The organism is Puia dinghuensis (genome assembly GCF_014642875.1).
GTDB classification, from domain to species: Bacteria; Bacteroidota; Bacteroidia; order Chitinophagales; family Chitinophagaceae; genus Puia; species Puia dinghuensis.
This window is the reverse complement of the sequence record NZ_BMJC01000006.1, coordinates 420631-436700: the sequence shown is the minus strand read 5'-3', so window position 1 is coordinate 436700 and position 16070 is coordinate 420631. Positions and strand designations below refer to the sequence as shown.

Annotated in this window: 21 protein-coding genes; 12 read left to right on the top strand and 9 right to left on the bottom strand. The window is 48.9% G+C overall.

The genetic code is table 11. The features are described from left to right. From porD to IEY39_RS27060, 4 genes are all read left to right on the top strand, one after another. Window positions 1–924, top strand: a complete 924-nt coding sequence (gene porD / locus IEY39_RS27075; protein ID WP_188937529.1) for a type IX secretion system protein PorD — start codon at window positions 1–3, stop codon at window positions 922–924. Next, window positions 921–1454, top strand: coding sequence for a DUF4296 domain-containing protein (locus IEY39_RS27070; RefSeq protein WP_188937526.1), 534 nt, complete (start codon window positions 921–923; stop codon window positions 1452–1454). Before porD ends, IEY39_RS27070 begins: the two co-directional genes overlap by 4 nt. Window positions 1455–1533: 79 nt before the next feature. After that, window positions 1534–2238, top strand: a complete 705-nt coding sequence (locus IEY39_RS27065) for a CoA transferase subunit A (RefSeq protein ID WP_188937525.1) — start codon at window positions 1534–1536, stop codon at window positions 2236–2238. Window positions 2239–2263: 25 nt separating this feature from the next. After that, window positions 2264–2920: a 3-oxoacid CoA-transferase subunit B gene (locus tag IEY39_RS27060; RefSeq protein ID WP_188937524.1), complete on the top strand. Its 657-nt coding sequence runs from the start codon at window positions 2264–2266 to the stop codon at window positions 2918–2920. Here the strand turns inward: IEY39_RS27060 and IEY39_RS27055 are convergent. From IEY39_RS27055 to IEY39_RS27035, 5 genes are all read right to left on the bottom strand, one after another. Then, a complete protein-coding gene (locus IEY39_RS27055; protein WP_188937523.1) occupies window positions 2915–3553 on the bottom strand; it encodes a hypothetical protein in 639 nt (212 codons plus the stop codon). The genes IEY39_RS27060 and IEY39_RS27055 overlap by 6 nt on opposite strands. Before the next feature lie 86 nt (window positions 3554–3639). Further along, a complete protein-coding gene (locus tag IEY39_RS27050; RefSeq protein WP_188937521.1) occupies window positions 3640–4290 on the bottom strand; it encodes a response regulator transcription factor in 651 nt (216 codons plus the stop codon). A gap of 94 nt (window positions 4291–4384) precedes the next feature. Then, on the bottom strand, window positions 4385–5227 hold the full coding sequence (locus tag IEY39_RS27045) for a sensor histidine kinase (protein WP_188937520.1): 843 nt from the start codon (window positions 5225–5227) through the stop codon (window positions 4385–4387). Window positions 5228–5303: 76 nt separating this feature from the next. Next, the gene (locus tag IEY39_RS27040) at window positions 5304–5951 is read right to left on the bottom strand and encodes a hypothetical protein (RefSeq protein WP_188937518.1); all 648 of its coding nucleotides are present in this window, start codon (window positions 5949–5951) and stop codon (window positions 5304–5306) included. 68 nt (window positions 5952–6019) lie between these two features. Beyond that, window positions 6020–6370 (bottom strand): hypothetical protein, encoded by a 351-nt coding sequence (locus IEY39_RS27035; RefSeq protein ID WP_188937517.1) that lies wholly within the window; start codon window positions 6368–6370, stop codon window positions 6020–6022. A 697-nt stretch (window positions 6371–7067) separates the two neighbouring features. Here IEY39_RS27035 and IEY39_RS27030 point away from each other — a divergent pair. The 3 genes from IEY39_RS27030 (at window position 7068) to IEY39_RS27020 (ending at window position 9864) form a co-directional block, all read left to right on the top strand. Beyond that, window positions 7068–7727, top strand: a complete 660-nt coding sequence (locus tag IEY39_RS27030; RefSeq protein WP_188937515.1) for a response regulator transcription factor — start codon at window positions 7068–7070, stop codon at window positions 7725–7727. Window positions 7728–8326: 599 nt separating this feature from the next. Then, window positions 8327–8998, top strand: coding sequence for a response regulator transcription factor (locus IEY39_RS27025; RefSeq protein ID WP_188937513.1), 672 nt, complete (start codon window positions 8327–8329; stop codon window positions 8996–8998). Between the two features lie 14 nt (window positions 8999–9012). Beyond that, window positions 9013–9864 carry an aminotransferase class IV gene (locus IEY39_RS27020; RefSeq protein WP_188937511.1) on the top strand — a complete coding sequence of 284 codons (852 nt, stop codon included), beginning with the start codon at window positions 9013–9015 and terminating at the stop codon, window positions 9862–9864. Here the strand turns inward: IEY39_RS27020 and IEY39_RS27015 are convergent. After that, a complete protein-coding gene (locus IEY39_RS27015) occupies window positions 9840–10664 on the bottom strand; it encodes a 1,4-dihydroxy-6-naphtoate synthase (RefSeq protein ID WP_188937510.1) in 825 nt (274 codons plus the stop codon). The two genes, IEY39_RS27020 and IEY39_RS27015, sit on opposite strands and share 25 nt — an antisense overlap. Beyond that, window positions 10627–11319 carry a futalosine hydrolase gene (gene mqnB / locus IEY39_RS27010; protein ID WP_188937509.1) on the bottom strand — a complete coding sequence of 231 codons (693 nt, stop codon included), beginning with the start codon at window positions 11317–11319 and terminating at the stop codon, window positions 10627–10629. Before mqnB ends, IEY39_RS27015 begins: the two co-directional genes overlap by 38 nt. Window positions 11320–11385: 66 nt before the next feature. On the opposite strand from mqnB, the gene IEY39_RS27005 reads away from it, so the two are divergent. From IEY39_RS27005 to fabD, 4 genes are all read left to right on the top strand, one after another. Next, on the top strand, window positions 11386–11793 hold the full coding sequence (locus tag IEY39_RS27005) for a 6-pyruvoyl trahydropterin synthase family protein (protein WP_188937507.1): 408 nt from the start codon (window positions 11386–11388) through the stop codon (window positions 11791–11793). Between the two features lie 13 nt (window positions 11794–11806). Beyond that, window positions 11807–12229: a 6-pyruvoyl trahydropterin synthase family protein gene (locus tag IEY39_RS27000; RefSeq protein WP_188937505.1), complete on the top strand. Its 423-nt coding sequence runs from the start codon at window positions 11807–11809 to the stop codon at window positions 12227–12229. A 38-nt stretch (window positions 12230–12267) separates the two neighbouring features. Beyond that, window positions 12268–12864, top strand: coding sequence for a GTP cyclohydrolase I FolE (gene folE, locus IEY39_RS26995; RefSeq protein ID WP_188937503.1), 597 nt, complete (start codon window positions 12268–12270; stop codon window positions 12862–12864). Window positions 12865–12993: 129 nt separating this feature from the next. Next, a complete protein-coding gene (fabD, locus tag IEY39_RS26990; protein WP_188937501.1) occupies window positions 12994–13884 on the top strand; it encodes an ACP S-malonyltransferase in 891 nt (296 codons plus the stop codon). Window positions 13885–13891: 7 nt separating this feature from the next. Here fabD and IEY39_RS26985 read toward each other — a convergent pair whose 3' ends face one another. Both IEY39_RS26985 and IEY39_RS26980 read right to left on the bottom strand, forming a co-directional pair. After that, window positions 13892–14338, bottom strand: coding sequence for a GNAT family N-acetyltransferase (locus IEY39_RS26985; RefSeq protein ID WP_188937499.1), 447 nt, complete (start codon window positions 14336–14338; stop codon window positions 13892–13894). A 3-nt stretch (window positions 14339–14341) separates the two neighbouring features. Beyond that, entirely contained in the window at window positions 14342–15334 is a 993-nt protein-coding gene (locus IEY39_RS26980; RefSeq protein WP_188937498.1) for a beta-ketoacyl-ACP synthase III, read from the bottom strand. An 87-nt stretch (window positions 15335–15421) separates the two neighbouring features. On the opposite strand from IEY39_RS26980, the gene ruvA reads away from it, so the two are divergent. Next, entirely contained in the window at window positions 15422–16009 is a 588-nt protein-coding gene (ruvA, locus tag IEY39_RS26975; RefSeq protein ID WP_188937496.1) for a Holliday junction branch migration protein RuvA, read from the top strand. Window positions 16010–16070: the final 61 nt, after the last annotated feature.

Genomic DNA, 16070 nt, shown 5'->3' with positions numbered 1-16070 from the left:
ATGCGTAAAAGCTATCTTCTGATCCTTGTCTTTTTGGACGCCCTGGCGCCCGCCCTCCACGCCCAGGATCTGCAGGCCAATGTCTCCGTCGTTGCCAACAGGATACCTTCCACGGTAGATCACAAACAATTTCAAACCCTCCAGGCGGCATTGTATAATTTTATCAACAACCGGAAATGGTCTAACGAGACTTTTCAAAACAATGAAAAGATCCTATGTAATTTTTTGATCGACATCAGCAGCAGTGGCGATAACAATACCTACCAGGCTATTCTCACCGTTCAGGCCGGCCGGCCGGTGTACAACTCTTCCTACCAGAGCCCCCTCATTAATTTCCGGGACGAGTCCTTTGCTTTTCGATATGTAGAATACCAAACGCTGGACTTCAATGAGAACCGGGTACAAGGCTCGGAGCCCTTTGCCGCCAATCTTACGGCCGAGGTCGCCTATTATATCTATGTTATCCTGGGACTCGATTTTGACTCTTTTTCCCTGCGGGGTGGTGATCCTTATTTTCAGAAAGCGCTGAATATCGTGAATAATGCCCCCGACAGCCGGGATATCAGTGGTTGGAAAGCATTTGATGGTATCCGCAACCGGTACTGGTTGATCGAAAATCTGACGAACAATAAGTATACCCTCGTGCACGACGCTTATTACAGCTATTTCCGTTCGGGGCTCGATCAATTGTATGATAAGGAGTCCGATGCCCGGTCAGGTATTCTCAACGCGCTGAATATGTTGAATACCATCAATACGGAGACGCCCAATACCATGATCATTCAGTTCTTCTTTCAGGGCAAGGCCAACGAGCTATCCCATATTTTTCAGAAAGTGGCCCCCGATGAAAAGGCCAGGGCCCTCGACCTTCTCTCCCGGCTGGATGTTTCGAATGCTAACAAATATAAACAGGATCTGCAATGAGAAGTCGTTGGATAGGCTGGGCTGTCCTAGTTTTGCTGGTGGCGGGAAACAGTTGCTCGGATAAGAATAGTACTCCCTCCGGCATCCTTTCACGGGAAGATATGCAAAACGTTTTGTTTGATATGGTCCTGGCCGATCAGTATACAACCAATCTGATAAAGGACTCGGCGCATGTTAATCTTAAGTTGGAGAACCTCCGGTTGTACGATGAGGTATTTCAACTGCATCACGTTTCCAGGGAGAAGTTCACCAGGAGCTATAAGTACTATATGGAGCATCCCGAGCTTTCCCAGCCCCTCCTCGACAGCCTTGCTGCCATGGGCAATCGGTTGCGGACCGAGAGTTATAGTCGGCCCGTGCCCAGGACCGTTAGCACTCCTCCGCCCACCGCGCCGCCTCCCGGATCGCCCGCCGCGATCAGGACCGCAGATTCCATCAAAAGACGCTTTGCACTACCGGTGTCGCCACTGCGGCGGCGGCCTCTGCCGCATTCTTCGTCCGCTGCAAAGCAACAGCTGCCCAAGCCGTAGGCTGATTTATCCGGGACGGGGATACGCTTGCGCGGGAAATGATTCTTAATCGTATTTTTAGGCCCAAATCTCTTGCCGGATGAAAAAAGTCGTTGCCAGTGCCGATGAGGCCATTCATGATATCCCTAATGCCGCCGTCATCATGCTTGGCGGTTTTGGCCTATGCGGGATCCCTGAGAATTGTATCGATGCCCTGACCCGTAGCGGGATCCGCGAACTCACCTGTATCTCGAATAATGCCGGGGTCGACGATTTTGGCCTTGGTATTCTCCTTAAGACGCGCCAGATAAAAAAGATGATCAGTTCGTATGTGGGTGAGAATGCCGAATTCGAACGGCAGCTGCTGCATGGAGAATTGATGGTCGATCTCATCCCGCAGGGAACGCTGGCCACGCGCATCCAGATGGCCGGAATGGGCATCCCCGCTTTTTTTACACCCGCCGGCTATGGCACGGAAATCGCGTTCGGCAAGGAAGTGAGGGAGTTCAACGGAAAGCCCCATCTCATGGAACATGCGCTGCACGCTGATTTTGCTATCGTCAAGGCCTGGAAGGGCGATACGTTGGGCAATCTTGTATTTCGTAAGACGACCCGGAATTTTTCCACCTCCATGGCTAAGGCAGGAAATATTACCATCGCGGAAGTAGAACACCTGGTACAACCCGGCGAACTGGACCCCGACCAGATCCATGTCCCCGGCATCTATGTCCATCGCATCTTCCAGGGCAGTAATTACCAGCGGCGCATCGAACGAAAGACAGTCCGGCTCGCCGATTCAAAATAATTTTATAACCAGGAAATACCTCCTTATGGCATTGGATAAATTTGGTATCGCACGACGGATAGCACAGGAATTGAGGGATGGCATGTATATCAATCTGGGCATCGGCATTCCCACCCTTGTGGCCAACTATATCCCGGCCGGCATCTCGATCGTACTTCAATCCGAGAATGGGATCCTGGGGATGGGCCCCTATCCTACGGAAGAGGAGGTGGATGCCGATCTTATCAATGCCGGCAAGGAGACCGTCACGGTCTTGCCAGGCGCCGCTTTTTTTGACAGTGCCGAAAGTTTTGGCATGATCCGCGCGGGAAAGGTCGACCTGACCGTGCTGGGCGCCATGGAAGTGTCGGATACAGGCGATATTGCCAACTGGAAGATCCCGGGTAAAATGGTGAAGGGAATGGGCGGAGCGATGGATCTCGTAGCCAGCGCCCGGAATATCATCGTAGCCATGCAACATACCAATCCAAAAGGCGAACCCAAGCTGCTGTCTGCCTGTAGTCTTCCGCTTACGGGGGTGAAATGCGTCAAGAAGGTCGTCACCGACCTGGCCGTGCTGGACATCACACCGGAAGGATTCAGGCTCCTGGAGCGTGCGCCGGGAGTCTCCCTGGAAGAGGTCAAAAGCAAGACGGCCGGCCGCCTGGTGATACCCGGAGAAGTGCCAGAGATGAGCTTATAACGCATACACCGCGGCGATATAGGCGAGATACCGCACCAGGTCGGCAAGCCCAAGGAAAAGCCTTTTTTCCGCGTCTGACGGAACCACCTCCGGGTGGCCACTGTTACCTACTCCTTCCAGCATAAGGGATAGCAGGATATAGAAGAGGGTACCTCCTTCCATCCAAAAAAGGGGCGAATGGAAGACTCCAAGCTCGTCATTATGGAGGATGGCATGAAGGCTTATGCCGATAAGCACCGCAAGAAAGCTGTTGAGCAGTATCTCGGTCGCCTGACTGGACCCGTCCCAGCCTTTTAGCGACCAATAGGTGAAGAGGATGGACAGCAGGGCGGTGAGAAGAAGGCTCAATCCATAGCGTATTTTTCCGTTGAGGTTGCTCCGGAAGGCAAGGACAAAGAAAAGAAAGAGCAGGAGGGTAAATATCTTGTTGATGATGAATTGGTTCACCTGTGTCAGGGGATAAGCAAGACCGATGATGCCGCGGAGAAAGCAAAGCAGGCAGATAACGACAAGGAAGTTTAGCGGCTCTTGTCCATAGAGTTTGCGGACAAAGATGAGCAAAGCCGGCAAAAGCGGGAGGAAGGTGATTCCCAGTAAAAGATAATCCGTAAAAGTATTACCTGGGTTAACCATACGCATCGTTGACGGAGCCGTTGGAGCTCTGTAGGTGGGATCGGTCTGTCGGTCCACTTCGTGGACTGGACTGGACTCCGCCCAGTCTAGTCAATGAGGTTGTTTTTAACGGCAAAGAATACCAATCCTGCGGTGTTTTTTGCGCCAAAACGTTCCATGAGGCGGTCTTTGATGGCCTCCACCGTCCGGGGGCTGACGTCTATCTTTTGGGCGATCTCCTGGGCGGTGAATTCCATGCAGATGTAACGTACTACTTCCCTTTCCCTATCATTTAAAGTGATCTCCGTGTTGAGGCTGGGGATCATCTTGGTACGAACATGGGATTTTTTCAGCAATATGCGGTTGACAAAATTGTTGAGGTAATATCCTTTGGTCGCCACCTCGATGATGGCTCTTTTGATCTCGGATGGGTCAGCACTTTTTAAAAGGTAGCCATTGGCGCCTATCTCCATCATATGGCTTACGAAACGCTCGTCCTCATACATGGTGAGGGCGATAATATGGATGGAAGGATATTGTTTTGCAATGATCTTGGTCGTTTCTATTCCGTCTTTTTGGGGCATCCGGAGGTCCATCAACACAACATCGGGTTCTGAGGCGGCCAGGCCATCCAGTAGTTCCTGCCCATTCTCGGCTTCCTGGACAAATTTTATGGCGCTATAAGGACGTAGAGATAGAATGACACCCTTTCGGAATATCTTGTGGTCATCGGCTATTGCAACTTTAATTACTCCCATAGGCTATTGTAAAGTTCTAGTTGGGTCACGATCAATATATTATGTTCTCTAGCGGCCAGGGGGTATCTCTGTTACCTAAAGATACACATAAATTTTAATCCTGTTCTTGCAGCTTATCTTCTTCTTCCTTAACGAGTTCGATAGTGACTTTATAATAGGTTTGAGACATGTCTTTTTCAAAGAATATCTTGCCGTGCAAGACCTTCAACCGGCTTTGGATATTTTTCAGACCAAGCCCTACATTGCTCTTATTCAACTTGTTGAAATCATTTTGGGTGATGCCGCGACCATCGTGATGGAGCCGGATAAAGAACTTGTCGCCGCTGGTGTTCTGGGTCAGGTGGATGAAACTGGCATTACTGTGTTTGAGGATGTTGTTCACCAGCTCTTGGATGACCCTGAAGATGATTAACTCGTTCTCTGCCTGCAGACGCTCGCGGTAATCGTGGAAGCGGGAGCTTGCATTCATGCTGCCCGAGCCGCTGATCTTCTGGAAAAGGTCGTTTACGGCCGATTCCAGGCCAAAATTCTTGAGGGTGGGGGGCATCAGGCTATGAGAAATATTCCTGATCAGCTGAATCGTATCGTCAATGATCTGTTTGGCGTTGTAGATGCTTTGTAATTGCGTGGTCTTGTCGAGGTTGACCAGGTTTTCGTTGAGATAAAGCCGGGCGGTGGCCAGCAGGGGACCGGCGTCGTCGTGGAGGTCTGCCGCGATGCGTTGTCTTTCTTCCTCCTGGAGACGGATAGAGGCGTTGAGCAGCAATTTTTGTTGGTCCTGCTCCATCCGTTGCAGTTTCTGCTGGTAACGGATCACCTTACGCTGGTGAAAGATAATAAAGACGATCAGGCCGATGGTAAGCGCTAACATTCCGATAGTGCCAAAAAACAGCACCAGGGATACGTTACCAGGGCTAGTGACTTCTAAGAGTATCATGAATTGGGTCGTCTCCGGGACAGGTTGTTTTGTTTAGGGGTTTAGTGTATTTTCAATAGTTTAATTATCAGGTAGATCAAGGCTCAAAGTTATCCATCGCATATGGATTATTATAATGTTTTTTCATTATAAACGAGACGCAGAAAAGGATATTCTTCAGGATTTCAAAGAAATTATTGATCGGCCAGTAGCTTGAACGCTGCTCTTCGGACAGGGTTCCGGTGTAAAGAAACAGGAAAAGGGTGGCCGAAAAGTAAAGAAGAAACGCGATTATAACCCAAAACTTCTTGGTATTATAGACAAGGCCTACAGTGGGGTCCTTCATTTGCTCGTATAATAATAAAATGCAATACGATATTACAAGGATTGCTTCTACAGAAGCCGGAAGGGAATCAAAGGGATTATCGCTTCTTTTCTTAAAATTAGTGATGGCGACGACGTAGAAGATCACCGCACAGATGAGGGGGATATACTTGAATTTCTTTTCGTGGAGGGATGTATAAAAAAACAGGGAAAAGAGCGTGAATTCGATGATGGTAAAGCTTGAGTAGACGTAATATTGGGGAATATTGGCTCCCAGGATGTGGTAAAAAGGCTCTGTAAGGAACGAGAGGATACAATAAAGAAATATTACCCACAACCCCTGTCCCCGATTACGTTTAAGGAAGATCAGGTAAAAGATGATGGGTAATATTTCGGAAAGTAAGGCTATACGTGGGAGCAATACCTTGTTTTTTACTCAAATATAAAAGGCATTGTCCTATAATCCAAGTACTTTGGCAGATTCGTGGACTACCAGAACCAGCTGCCGATGCGATCGGCGATAGTGCCAAGATCGATGCCGAACAAACCGCCTTCCATTACAACGGTCTTTTTCAGGAGGTCCTGGCCGTCAGCGTCGATGCCTACATAAACCAGGGTTTTTTGACCTTCTTCATTGATACCGTAGTAAAAACGAAGGCCTACGCAACCCGGTTGAGCCAGCAGCTGATCGATGATATTGCGGCCCAGAACATAACCACCCAAATCGCCCGGTTGACGTTGTTCTTTATAGGTTTCGATGAATTCATTAGCCTGTTCGTGGCTGATCTCTTCCCCAATAGCAGCATAGTCTTGTTTGGTGAGTAACTCTTTTTGTAACATGCGCATGCGTTTTTAGAGGTTGTAAAATGTTAGTTTGTAAGGCTAAATAACCCCTAAAAAAAAAACTGGGCAATGGCCAAAATTTATGGTAAAATGCTTTAAATTGCCTGTAATTCAAGTCTGTACTGCGTTTGATGGGATTTTACTAGGGCGATTACTATCCCAAAATAGAGTAGTTTCACGTGGGTAAAATAGTATTTTTACTATCGCAAAATTCGTAAAAAGCCCTCGGGGAAATACCAGAACAAAAAGATATTCACACGCGTGTTAATAATGTGGATAATCCGAAAAGAGGACCCGGAACAAGGGTGAAGTAATTAAATTCCTGATTTTTCGTTTTTTTGAGAAGGCACAACCGGAAATTAAAGGTAAATTCAATACCTAGATGGGGAGGAGGTACCCGTCGGAAAGGAAAGAAGTTGACTGAAGACGGATTTACCTGTTTGGTTTTAAAGGATATTGAAATCTTTTACTGGACGGTAAACGGGACATTGGATGGTTTGAGGCTAGATCCTTTCAGTCAACTTCCGGTACAAATGTAGGTGGCGGACTCTGGCAGGACAAGAGCAGATTTGCCCGATTTATGAAATTCGGAAAATACTATTTGAGATGTAAAAATTCCAGGGATATTCACTAGCGATAAGCATCATCAACAAAACTTAAGACCTATACCTATTAATTCTACAAACCTGCCGGTATGACTGCTGAATTAGTTATCAAAGTATCGATCGCTGATGATCATAAGATTTTCCGTGACGGTATTAAAATGGCTCTGAAGAACAAGGAATATCTTAGAATTCTGTGGGAAGCTGAAGATGGTAAGGATCTTGTGCACAAAATGCAGATCAAGCGGCCGGACGTATTGCTGATGGACATCCGGATGCCCGAGGTCGACGGGATCAACGCGATAGGCTTGCTTCGAAAAGAATATGAGGATGTCAAGATCATCGTTCTGACGATGTATGACGACCAGGAAATGATCTCCAAAATGATGGAGATGGGTGCCAATGCCTATCTGACGAAAACCACCGATCCGGATGAAATATACCAGGCTATCCTTACCTGCATGAACGATGACTTTTATTTCAACGATCTTGTAAATAAAGCCGTTCTATCCAAACTGCAGACCAAACGACAGGTAAGGCAATTCTACCCAAGCCCCATTAAATTCTCGGAAAAAGAGATTCGCATCTTAAAACTCCTGGCGGAGGACAAGACTACCGAAGAGATCTCCAAAGAAGTATTCCTTAGCACCCGCACCATCGAAACGATTCGCCAGAACATGAAAACAAAGATCGGGGCCAAAACGATTGCCGGTCTCATCATGTACGCTATGCGAAATAAGATCATCGATTAAATAAAAAAAGGGCTTGCTTTAGCAAACCCTTTACAAACTAATTTACAAACCAGATAAGGGACCAAACTACCTGATGTAGCAACGGAGCTGGCAGACGGAGAAGGGATATTGGAGATCATCAGGTCTTAGATTTCATAGGGACTGGATCAATCTCTCAACGGCACTCGAATTCCTCGCTTTCGCTTTATTAGGATATTGAACCGCTTTTTCTAAAAAAGTTGATTGACCATTGGATTTTGCCGGGTTTCATAGAATATTGAAAAAGGTTCTGGACGGTTTCTAGGACATTGGACAGTCTGAGGTTGCTAATCCTGTCAATCAACTTATACAAAAATAGGAGCGCGCAGATAGCCAGGCAAGCGCAGATTTGCCCGATTTTGCCTTTTCGGCTTTTACCGCGGTCGTCGTAAAACCACTATAAACACATTCGAAAAAATTCCACTTTTATATCGGGAAAAAACCACTTATCTTCGTAAGGTTAGTATATTCCGAAATTGCGTTGTTACGTACTTTACCTATAGTAAGTATTGCATTTTTTGATTCAATTTGCAAGTATATTAGGCAGTCCGTCCAGCTGCAGGATATAAATTCTAAATCGTATGAAAAGACCCGAGCTTAACCAGGCAATCAAAGTTGCCATAGCCGATGATCATGCCCTTTTCAGGGCCGGGGTCAAGACGGCTCTTGCCGTAAAGAAAGATGTAGAGCTGGTAGCGGAAGCTGACAATGGAATGCAGCTGCTCAACCTGCTCAAGCACGTCGAACCGGACGTCATCCTGCTTGATATTCAGATGCCTATAATGGATGGCATCCAAACACTCCCCGAGATTCGCAAGGATCATCCCCATGTCAAGGTCATCATTCTTTCCATGCACAATGACCATTCGATGATCTCCAAATTGATGGAGATAGGGGCAAATTCCTATCTTACCAAGAATTCGGATTCCGAGACCATCTACCAGGCCATAAAGACCTGCTACGAGCAGGAGTTCTTCTTTAATGAATTGACCAACAAAGCATTACTTACTGGTCTTCGCACGAAGCGGCCCGAAATAGGCGCACTCCAGGATGTGAATCTCACGGAAAAAGAGCTCACCGTCCTCAAACTCATGTGCGAGGAGAAGACAACCAAGGAGATAGCCGACATCGTAGACATCAGTCCACGCACAGTCGAAGCCATCCGGGACAAATTAAAGACCAAGACGGGTGCTAAATCCATGGCCGGCCTGGTCATGTATGCAGTAAAGAATGGTATCATCGAACAGCAGTAAATCCGCATAGGACAGTGAACACCTCCACTGCCTGGATCAATCATAATGGCGCCTTTCTCCATGCCGGAAGCCCTGTTTTGACAGCCGGCAACCGTGGATTTCGGTATGGCGATGGACTCTTCGAGACATTGCTGGTCAAAAACGGCCGCATCCGGTTGCGGGACTACCACTTCGACCGCCTCTTTGCAGGTATGCGCCTCCTGCGGTTTGCCATCCCACCTTCTTTTACGCCGGAAAATTTGGAAAGTCAAATTCTTGAGCTATGCCAGCGGAATGCTCATTCCCCTCTTGCCAGGGTAAGGTTTGTTGTCTTCCGGGGCGAGGGTGGGCTTTATGACACCGAAAACCTTCAACCCCATTATCTTATCGAAACCTGGCCCCTTACTCCCGACGACATTGGGTTAAATGACAAGGGACTCGTCATCGATGTGTATCCGGGTGGGATGAAATCCTGTGATGCCATTGCCAATGTCAAATCGAATAATTTTCTGCTTTATGTGCTGGCTGCCCTTTATGCCCGCGAACACTGGTTGGACGATTGCCTGGTCTTCAACTGCTACGAGCGCCTGGCGGATAGCACCATCGCCAACCTTTTTTACATAAAAAACCGGCAGGTGTATACTCCTTCCCTGTCGGAAGGGGGGGTAGCCGGGGTCATGCGGCGATTCCTCCTGGCCGCCTTGCCTGCCGCGGGCTTTCCCGTCCATGAACGGCCGGTGTCGGTCAACGACCTCCTGGCCGCGGACGAGGTCTTTCTCACCAATGCCATAAAAGGCATCCGATGGGTGTCGTCATTCCGTCAATCGCAATATACCGGCGCTATTTCACGGACGATCTATGATCAACTTATAAACGGGCTGTCATGAGACCCGGCGTGTACGCGCTCATAGGTTTGCAGTAAGATCTCAATGGCCTTTTCCCCCTCCGGCCCCAATGTAAGCGAGTAGTTATTGACGTAGAGGTCAATGTGTTGACGCATCACCCACTCGTCCATTTCCTGGGCGTGGGAGCGTACGAATTCCGGCAGCTCGGGATAATTACTGAAAGCATACTCGAGGCTTTTCCGGATGAGCTGGTTTATCTTGTTCGCCAGGGCCGGGTCCAGCCCCTTTTTAAAGACGATGCCGCCGAGCGGGATAGGCGCGCCGGTCTCGAGCTCCCAGAATTCGCCGAGATCCACTATTTTGACCAATCCCTTTTGCTGATAGGTGAAACGGTTCTCATGAATGATGACCCCGCAATCGACGGCGCCGGACAAGACCGCTTCTTCGACACCGGAGAAGACCATGAACTCCTTTTGCCGGGCTTCGGGAAAAGCAAGGGAGAACAACAGATGGGCGGTTGTGCGCCGCCCGGGAATCGCGATCCGGCAGTCGTTGATGGCCGTTAGAGGAATGGGTTTGCGAGAGATGAGCAACGGACCGACACCCTTTCCCAAGGCGCCGCCCGCATCCAGCAATTCATATTGGGACAACACGAGCGGCAATACCCCATAGCTTATTTTTGAAATGTCCAGCCTCCCCTGCATTGCCCATTGGTTGAGCGTCTCGACATCTTCCAGGAAGAGATCGAATTCCATTCCTTCCGTATCTATCTTTTTGTTGACGAGTGCATCGAAGATAAAGGTATCATTCGGGCAGGGGCTGAAGCCAAGGGAAAATTTCATGCTTATCTAATTTTTCTAAAAGCGAGATCAATGCTGAATTCAGGCGGGCGATAGCTAAGGGAATGTCCCATCTTGTTTTATCTCTCACCCCCACTTCGTTGGACACCGCCCGCAACTGCAGGAAGGGAACACGGGCCTGTAAGCAAACATAATGCAAAGGGCCTCCTTCCATGCTTTCAACAACGGCACCCGTATTTTGTTGATGCCAACGAATCCTTTCCCTGTCGGTGGTTATTTCGTTGACGGTGATAGCTCTGACGACCGGGAGAGCGGTTAGCGCGAGCAAGGCTTTGTGCGGATTTACCAACTTCCCATCGACAAATGGGAAAGCATCCTTGTCCGCAAGCCCCATTTCGAACAGGGATTTAAAGGTTTCGTCCTCCCATACGCCCAGGTCGGCCAACACTTCATCACCGACGACAAACACTTCTCCGGGTTGTTTCCCGGCGAGGCAACCAGCGATGCCGGCCTGTATCACAAGATCGGGGCGAGCGCTGTCAATCTGTCGGGTAAGCGCCCAGGTGGTAGCAAGACCGCCGACGCCGGTGATCAGCGAAGTTACGGAGGGGAACCCGTCCCGGCCGGCGCGGCCCCGGATATAGTCAATAGTGGGTTGAATTTCAAACGTTGTGGCAGCTACCAGTAGGATTTCCATATGACAAATATCTGCTACTTAATTGTTACCTTTGCGGGAATTTTATCGTTTACATAGGTATTAGGTATGGTGTATCTGACGCGCCTGGAACATTTCAACGCAGCACATAAACTCTACAATCCAGGCTGGAGTAAGGAAAAGAATGAATCTGTCTTTGGCTTATGCGCCAATGAGAATTGGCATGGACATAATTATGATCTTTATGTGACGATAAAAGGTGATCCTGACCCCGACACCGGTTTCGTCTTCGATGTAAAGCGTCTCAGCGAGATCATTCGCGAACATGTTATCGAAAAATTGGATCATAAGAACCTGAATATGGATGTCGATTTCATGCGTGACAAAATGTGTTCCACTGAGAACCTCGCCATCGCCATCTGGCAGCAACTTGTACCCCATCTGCCGGCCGGAGTGCAGCTGCATGGGATCAAGCTCTATGAGACGCCGAGGATCTATGTTGAGTATTTTGGTTAAAAAAACATGACATATGAGCGGGAGTGAAAAAAAAGTCGCGGTATTCCGGAAAGAACACTTTAATGCAGCGCATCGCATTTTCAATCCCGCCTGGGATGACCGGAAGAATGCCGAAGTGTTTGGCAAGTGCAGCAACCCGCATTATCATGGTCATAATTACGAGTTGATCGTTAAGGTTACGGGAGTGCCCGATCCCGATACTGGTTATGTAATGGATATGAAAGTACTGTCGCGTATCACCTCCGAAGAGGTGCTGGAAAAATTCGATCATAAGAATCTCAATCTCGATACGATCTATTTTCGCGATCTCAACCCTACGGCTGAACACATCGCGATGGTGATCTACGACCTGCTTCGCGCCAGGATAGATCCCCGCCTGGACGTACAGGTGAGATTATATGAGACCGAGCGGAATTTTGTGGAATATCCTGCTTAAACTATTAAACCATGCGAAACCATACAAGGGAAAGCCATATGGCATACACAAAAATCGAACAGTACAACGAACACGTAACCGCAGAGTTGACAAAGCACTACCGCGAATCTTTGGACCTGTTGGGGGAGGATAGTACAAGGGAGGGTCTGTTAAAGACGCCCGAAAGAGTGGCGAAGGCCATGCAGTTCCTGACACAGGGATACAGCATGGATGCTCATGCCATTCTCAATTCCGCCAAATTCCATGAAGAGGTGAGCGAGATGATCCTCGTAAAGGATATCGAGTTGTACAGCATGTGTGAACACCATATACTCCCTTTTTTCGGCAAAGCCCATATTGCGTACATCCCCAATGGCTGGATCACGGGGTTGAGCAAGATAGCCCGGGTAGTGGATGTATACGCCCGACGCTTACAGGTGCAGGAAAGATTGACTACTCAGATTCTGCATGCGATAAAGGACACGCTCAATCCGCTGGGGGTGGCCGTGGTCATCGAAGCTTCTCATCTCTGCATGATGATGCGGGGAGTGCAGAAACAAAATTCGGTGACGACGACCTCCGCATTTTGGGGCGAGTTCGAGAAGAATGAGACCCGTAGTGAATTTACCAAACTCATCTCTTCCAACCTGCATTGAGAACGAAGGATTTTCGAATATAACAACAAAGATTTTCTTTGTTGAATCGGTCCTTTGTGGCATATTTGCCCTCCGACGGACCAGGGGTCCGTTGGAGCAAGGCCCAACAAAACAAAAACTCGGATTAGTATGAAGCATGCGTACGTTTTTCCTGGACAGGGATCACAATTCCCCGGCATGGGAAAAAACCTTTATGAGAATAGCGCTTTTGCAAAGAAATTATTCGAACAGGCTAACGAGATCCTGGAATTCCGGATCTCCGATGTCATGTTCAATGGCACCGAGGAACAATTGCTCCAAACCTATGTAACCCAGCCGGCCATCTTCCTTCATTCCGTCATTGCATTCAAAGGCATAGAGAATAGCAGGCCCGAAATGGTGGCTGGTCATTCGCAGGGGGAATTCTCCGCCCTTGTAGCGAATGGCGTGTTGAGTTTTGAAGACGGGCTTAAATTGGTGTCTGCGCGCGCCGAAGCCATGCAGCATGCCTGCGAGAAAACGCCTTCCGGAATGGCGGCCGTGCTGGGATTACCCGACGAGGTGGTAGAGAATATTTGCGCGGAGGTACAAAAAGAGTCGGGAGAGATCGTCGTGCCCGCCAATTATAATTGTCCCGAGCAATTGGTCATCAGCGGTTCGCCAAAGGGACTGGAACTGGCCTCCGCGAAGGCAAAAGCCGCGGGTGCAAGAAAGATCGTCCCGTTAAAGGTAAGCGGCGCTTTTCATTCCCCCTTTATGGCTTCCGCCCAGGACGAACTGAAAGAAGCCATCGAGAATACCACGTTTTACAATCCTACCTGCCCGGTCTATCAGAATGTGGTGGCCAGAGCCGTTGTGTCGAAAGACGAGATCAAGAAGAATCTTATCGAACAGCTGACGGGACCGGTAAAATGGACACAGTCCATTCTTGCCATGATCGCCGACGGCGCCTCTCATTTTACGGAAGTGGGCCCCGGCAAGGTGCTGCACAAACTCATCCATAAGATCAACCACGAAGTAGTGATGGATGGCGTGCATTGATCGATGATCAGATGGCACAATTGATCCATCCCTGATCGAAGCGGGCGTTGTATTTTTTATAGAAGTTGATGGCAGGTTCATTCCAGTCGAGCACCTGCCATGCCATTCCCGAGAATTTCTTTTCCCGGACTTCCTCGATGAGGCGGTCGAACAGCAGGCTGCCGAGGCCTTTGCCGCGCATCTCGTTGGTAATGACGAGGTCTTCGAGATAAAGCCGTTGGCCCTTCCAGGTGCTATAACGGATATAATACAGCGCAAATCCTTCGACCCGGCCGTTTACGGTAACGACAAAGGCCCACCACACGGGCTGGGAGCCAAAACCGCTTTCGGTAAAGTGTTCGAGTGTCACCGTCACCTCCTGCGGCGCCCGCTCATATTCCGCCAGTTCGCGCACCAACTCTAATAAACGCGGGCAATCCTCGCGGACTGCCCTTCTGATTTCAATATTTTCCATGGTTTAATACCCCCATTTGACCCAGGTGGCGCCCCAGGTGAAACCTCCGCCAAAGGCCGCCAGCACCAGGTTGTCCCCCTTTTTGAGTTTATCTTCCCAGTCCCAGAGACAAAGCGGAATGGTCCCTGCAGTGGTATTGCCATACCGCTGGATGTTGATCATGACCTTTTCTTCCGACAGTCCCATCCGGTGAGCAGTGGCGTCAATGATACGTTTGTTGGCCTGGTGGGGTACAAGCCAACTGATATCGTCAGCCGTCAGCTTATTCCGCTCCATCAATTCCGCACTGACATCGGCCATGCCTTTTACGGCAAATTTGAAAACGGCCTGCCCTTCCTGGTAAATATAATGCTCCTTGGCGGCAACGGTCTCAAAGGAAGAGGGCCGTAATGAACCGCCGGCCTTCATGTGCAGATGCGTGCGGCCGCTGCCGTCGCTTCTCAGAATACTGTCCAGCACTCCATAACCCTCCGTATTTGCCTCCAGCAATACGCCACCGGCGCCGTCGCCGAAGATGATACAAGTGGTGCGGTCGGAATAATCGACAATGCTGCTCATTTTGTCCGCGCCGAGGACCACCACTTTTTTGAATCGCCCGCTCTCTATATACATGGCGCCACTGGTGAGGGCATATACAAAACCCGAGCACGCAGCGCTCATGTCAAAACCCCACGCATTCCTGGCCCCCACTTTATCACAAACGATATTGGCGGTGGAGGGGAACAGCATATCCGCGGTCACCGTTGCTACGATGATACAATCAATTTCCTCGGGACTGATGCCCCGCTTGCGACAGATCTCTTCCACCACCGGCACACACAGATCGGAGGTAGCCTTACCTTCGCCTTTTAAGATCCTTCTTTCCTCTATCCCCGTGCGTGTACGTATCCACTCATCGTTGGTATCCACCATTTTTTCCAGGTCGGCATTGGTCAGTCGGTCTTCGGGTACATATCCTCCTATCGCGGTGATAGCAGCGGTCGTTTTCTTGCTCATTATTTAATTTCCAATCAGGTTAAGAAAAGTTTTTTGCAAAGGTGGGGAAAAATATCGAAATCGCGTTTTTAGCCTATTTTCGTGCGCATGATCGCTTTTTTACGTGGTGCTTTCACCTACAAAAGCCCCGCCCTTGTACATATCGACGTTGGCGGGGTGGGGTATGAGCTTCAGATAAGCCTTAACACCTATTCCAGGATCGAGCAACTGGAAAGCGGGGTATTGCTTACTTACTTGCATATCCGCGAAGATGCCCATGTCCTTTATGGATTCTTTGACAAAGCGGAGAAAGACCTCTTTATCCAACTTCTTAGCGTATCCGGTGTCGGTGCAACCACCGCCAGGATGATGCTCTCCTCCATGAAGCCGGAGGAGATCACCCGCGCCATCCTGCAGGGGAATGCAAAGCAATTGGAAAGCATCAAGGGAATTGGCAAAAAATCAGCGGAGAGAATCATCCTCGAACTACGGGATAAGCTGGGTAAATCAAGGGAAGAAACCATAAATTTTTCATCCTTGACAAGCAATACCTTAGAACAGGACGCGTTAAATGCACTGATTACGCTGGGTATAGCCAGACCTGCCGCAGAAAATGCCATCAAAAAAGTTATGAGTGATGGGGCCGGATCAGATAAGATCGAGGATATTATTAAGAAAGCTTTAAAAATCATCTAAGCCTATTGGTGCAACTCTACCTAACTAATTCTTGAGGAAAGATTGACCCGGCATTTGTTTC

Bases quoted from the DNA above. Each gene is read 5' to 3' on its own strand.
- IEY39_RS27070 (WP_188937526.1), top strand. From the start codon at position 921: ATGAGAAGTCGTTGGATAGGCTGGGCTGTCCTAGTTTTGCTGGTGGCG.
- IEY39_RS26985 (WP_188937499.1), bottom strand. From the start codon at position 14,338: ATGGAAAATATTGAAATCAGAAGGGCAGTCCGCGAGGATTGCCCGCGT.
- ruvA (WP_188937496.1), top strand. From the start codon at position 15,422: ATGATCGCTTTTTTACGTGGTGCTTTCACCTACAAAAGCCCCGCCCTT.
- IEY39_RS27060 (WP_188937524.1), top strand. From the start codon at position 2,264: ATGGCATTGGATAAATTTGGTATCGCACGACGGATAGCACAGGAATTG.
- IEY39_RS26980 (WP_188937498.1), bottom strand. From the start codon at position 15,334: ATGAGCAAGAAAACGACCGCTGCTATCACCGCGATAGGAGGATATGTA.
- folE (WP_188937503.1), top strand. From the start codon at position 12,268: ATGGCATACACAAAAATCGAACAGTACAACGAACACGTAACCGCAGAG.
- IEY39_RS27025 (WP_188937513.1), top strand. From the start codon at position 8,327: ATGAAAAGACCCGAGCTTAACCAGGCAATCAAAGTTGCCATAGCCGAT.
- IEY39_RS27005 (WP_188937507.1), top strand. From the start codon at position 11,386: ATGGTGTATCTGACGCGCCTGGAACATTTCAACGCAGCACATAAACTC.
- IEY39_RS27015 (WP_188937510.1), bottom strand. From the start codon at position 10,664: ATGAAATTTTCCCTTGGCTTCAGCCCCTGCCCGAATGATACCTTTATC.
- IEY39_RS27065 (WP_188937525.1), top strand. From the start codon at position 1,534: ATGAAAAAAGTCGTTGCCAGTGCCGATGAGGCCATTCATGATATCCCT.
- porD (WP_188937529.1), top strand. From the start codon at position 1: ATGCGTAAAAGCTATCTTCTGATCCTTGTCTTTTTGGACGCCCTGGCG.
- IEY39_RS27050 (WP_188937521.1), bottom strand. From the start codon at position 4,290: ATGGGAGTAATTAAAGTTGCAATAGCCGATGACCACAAGATATTCCGA.
- IEY39_RS27045 (WP_188937520.1), bottom strand. From the start codon at position 5,227: ATGATACTCTTAGAAGTCACTAGCCCTGGTAACGTATCCCTGGTGCTG.
- IEY39_RS27030 (WP_188937515.1), top strand. From the start codon at position 7,068: ATGACTGCTGAATTAGTTATCAAAGTATCGATCGCTGATGATCATAAG.
- mqnB (WP_188937509.1), bottom strand. From the start codon at position 11,319: ATGGAAATCCTACTGGTAGCTGCCACAACGTTTGAAATTCAACCCACT.
- IEY39_RS27000 (WP_188937505.1), top strand. From the start codon at position 11,807: ATGAGCGGGAGTGAAAAAAAAGTCGCGGTATTCCGGAAAGAACACTTT.
- IEY39_RS27055 (WP_188937523.1), bottom strand. From the start codon at position 3,553: ATGGTTAACCCAGGTAATACTTTTACGGATTATCTTTTACTGGGAATC.
- IEY39_RS27035 (WP_188937517.1), bottom strand. From the start codon at position 6,370: ATGTTACAAAAAGAGTTACTCACCAAACAAGACTATGCTGCTATTGGG.
- fabD (WP_188937501.1), top strand. From the start codon at position 12,994: ATGAAGCATGCGTACGTTTTTCCTGGACAGGGATCACAATTCCCCGGC.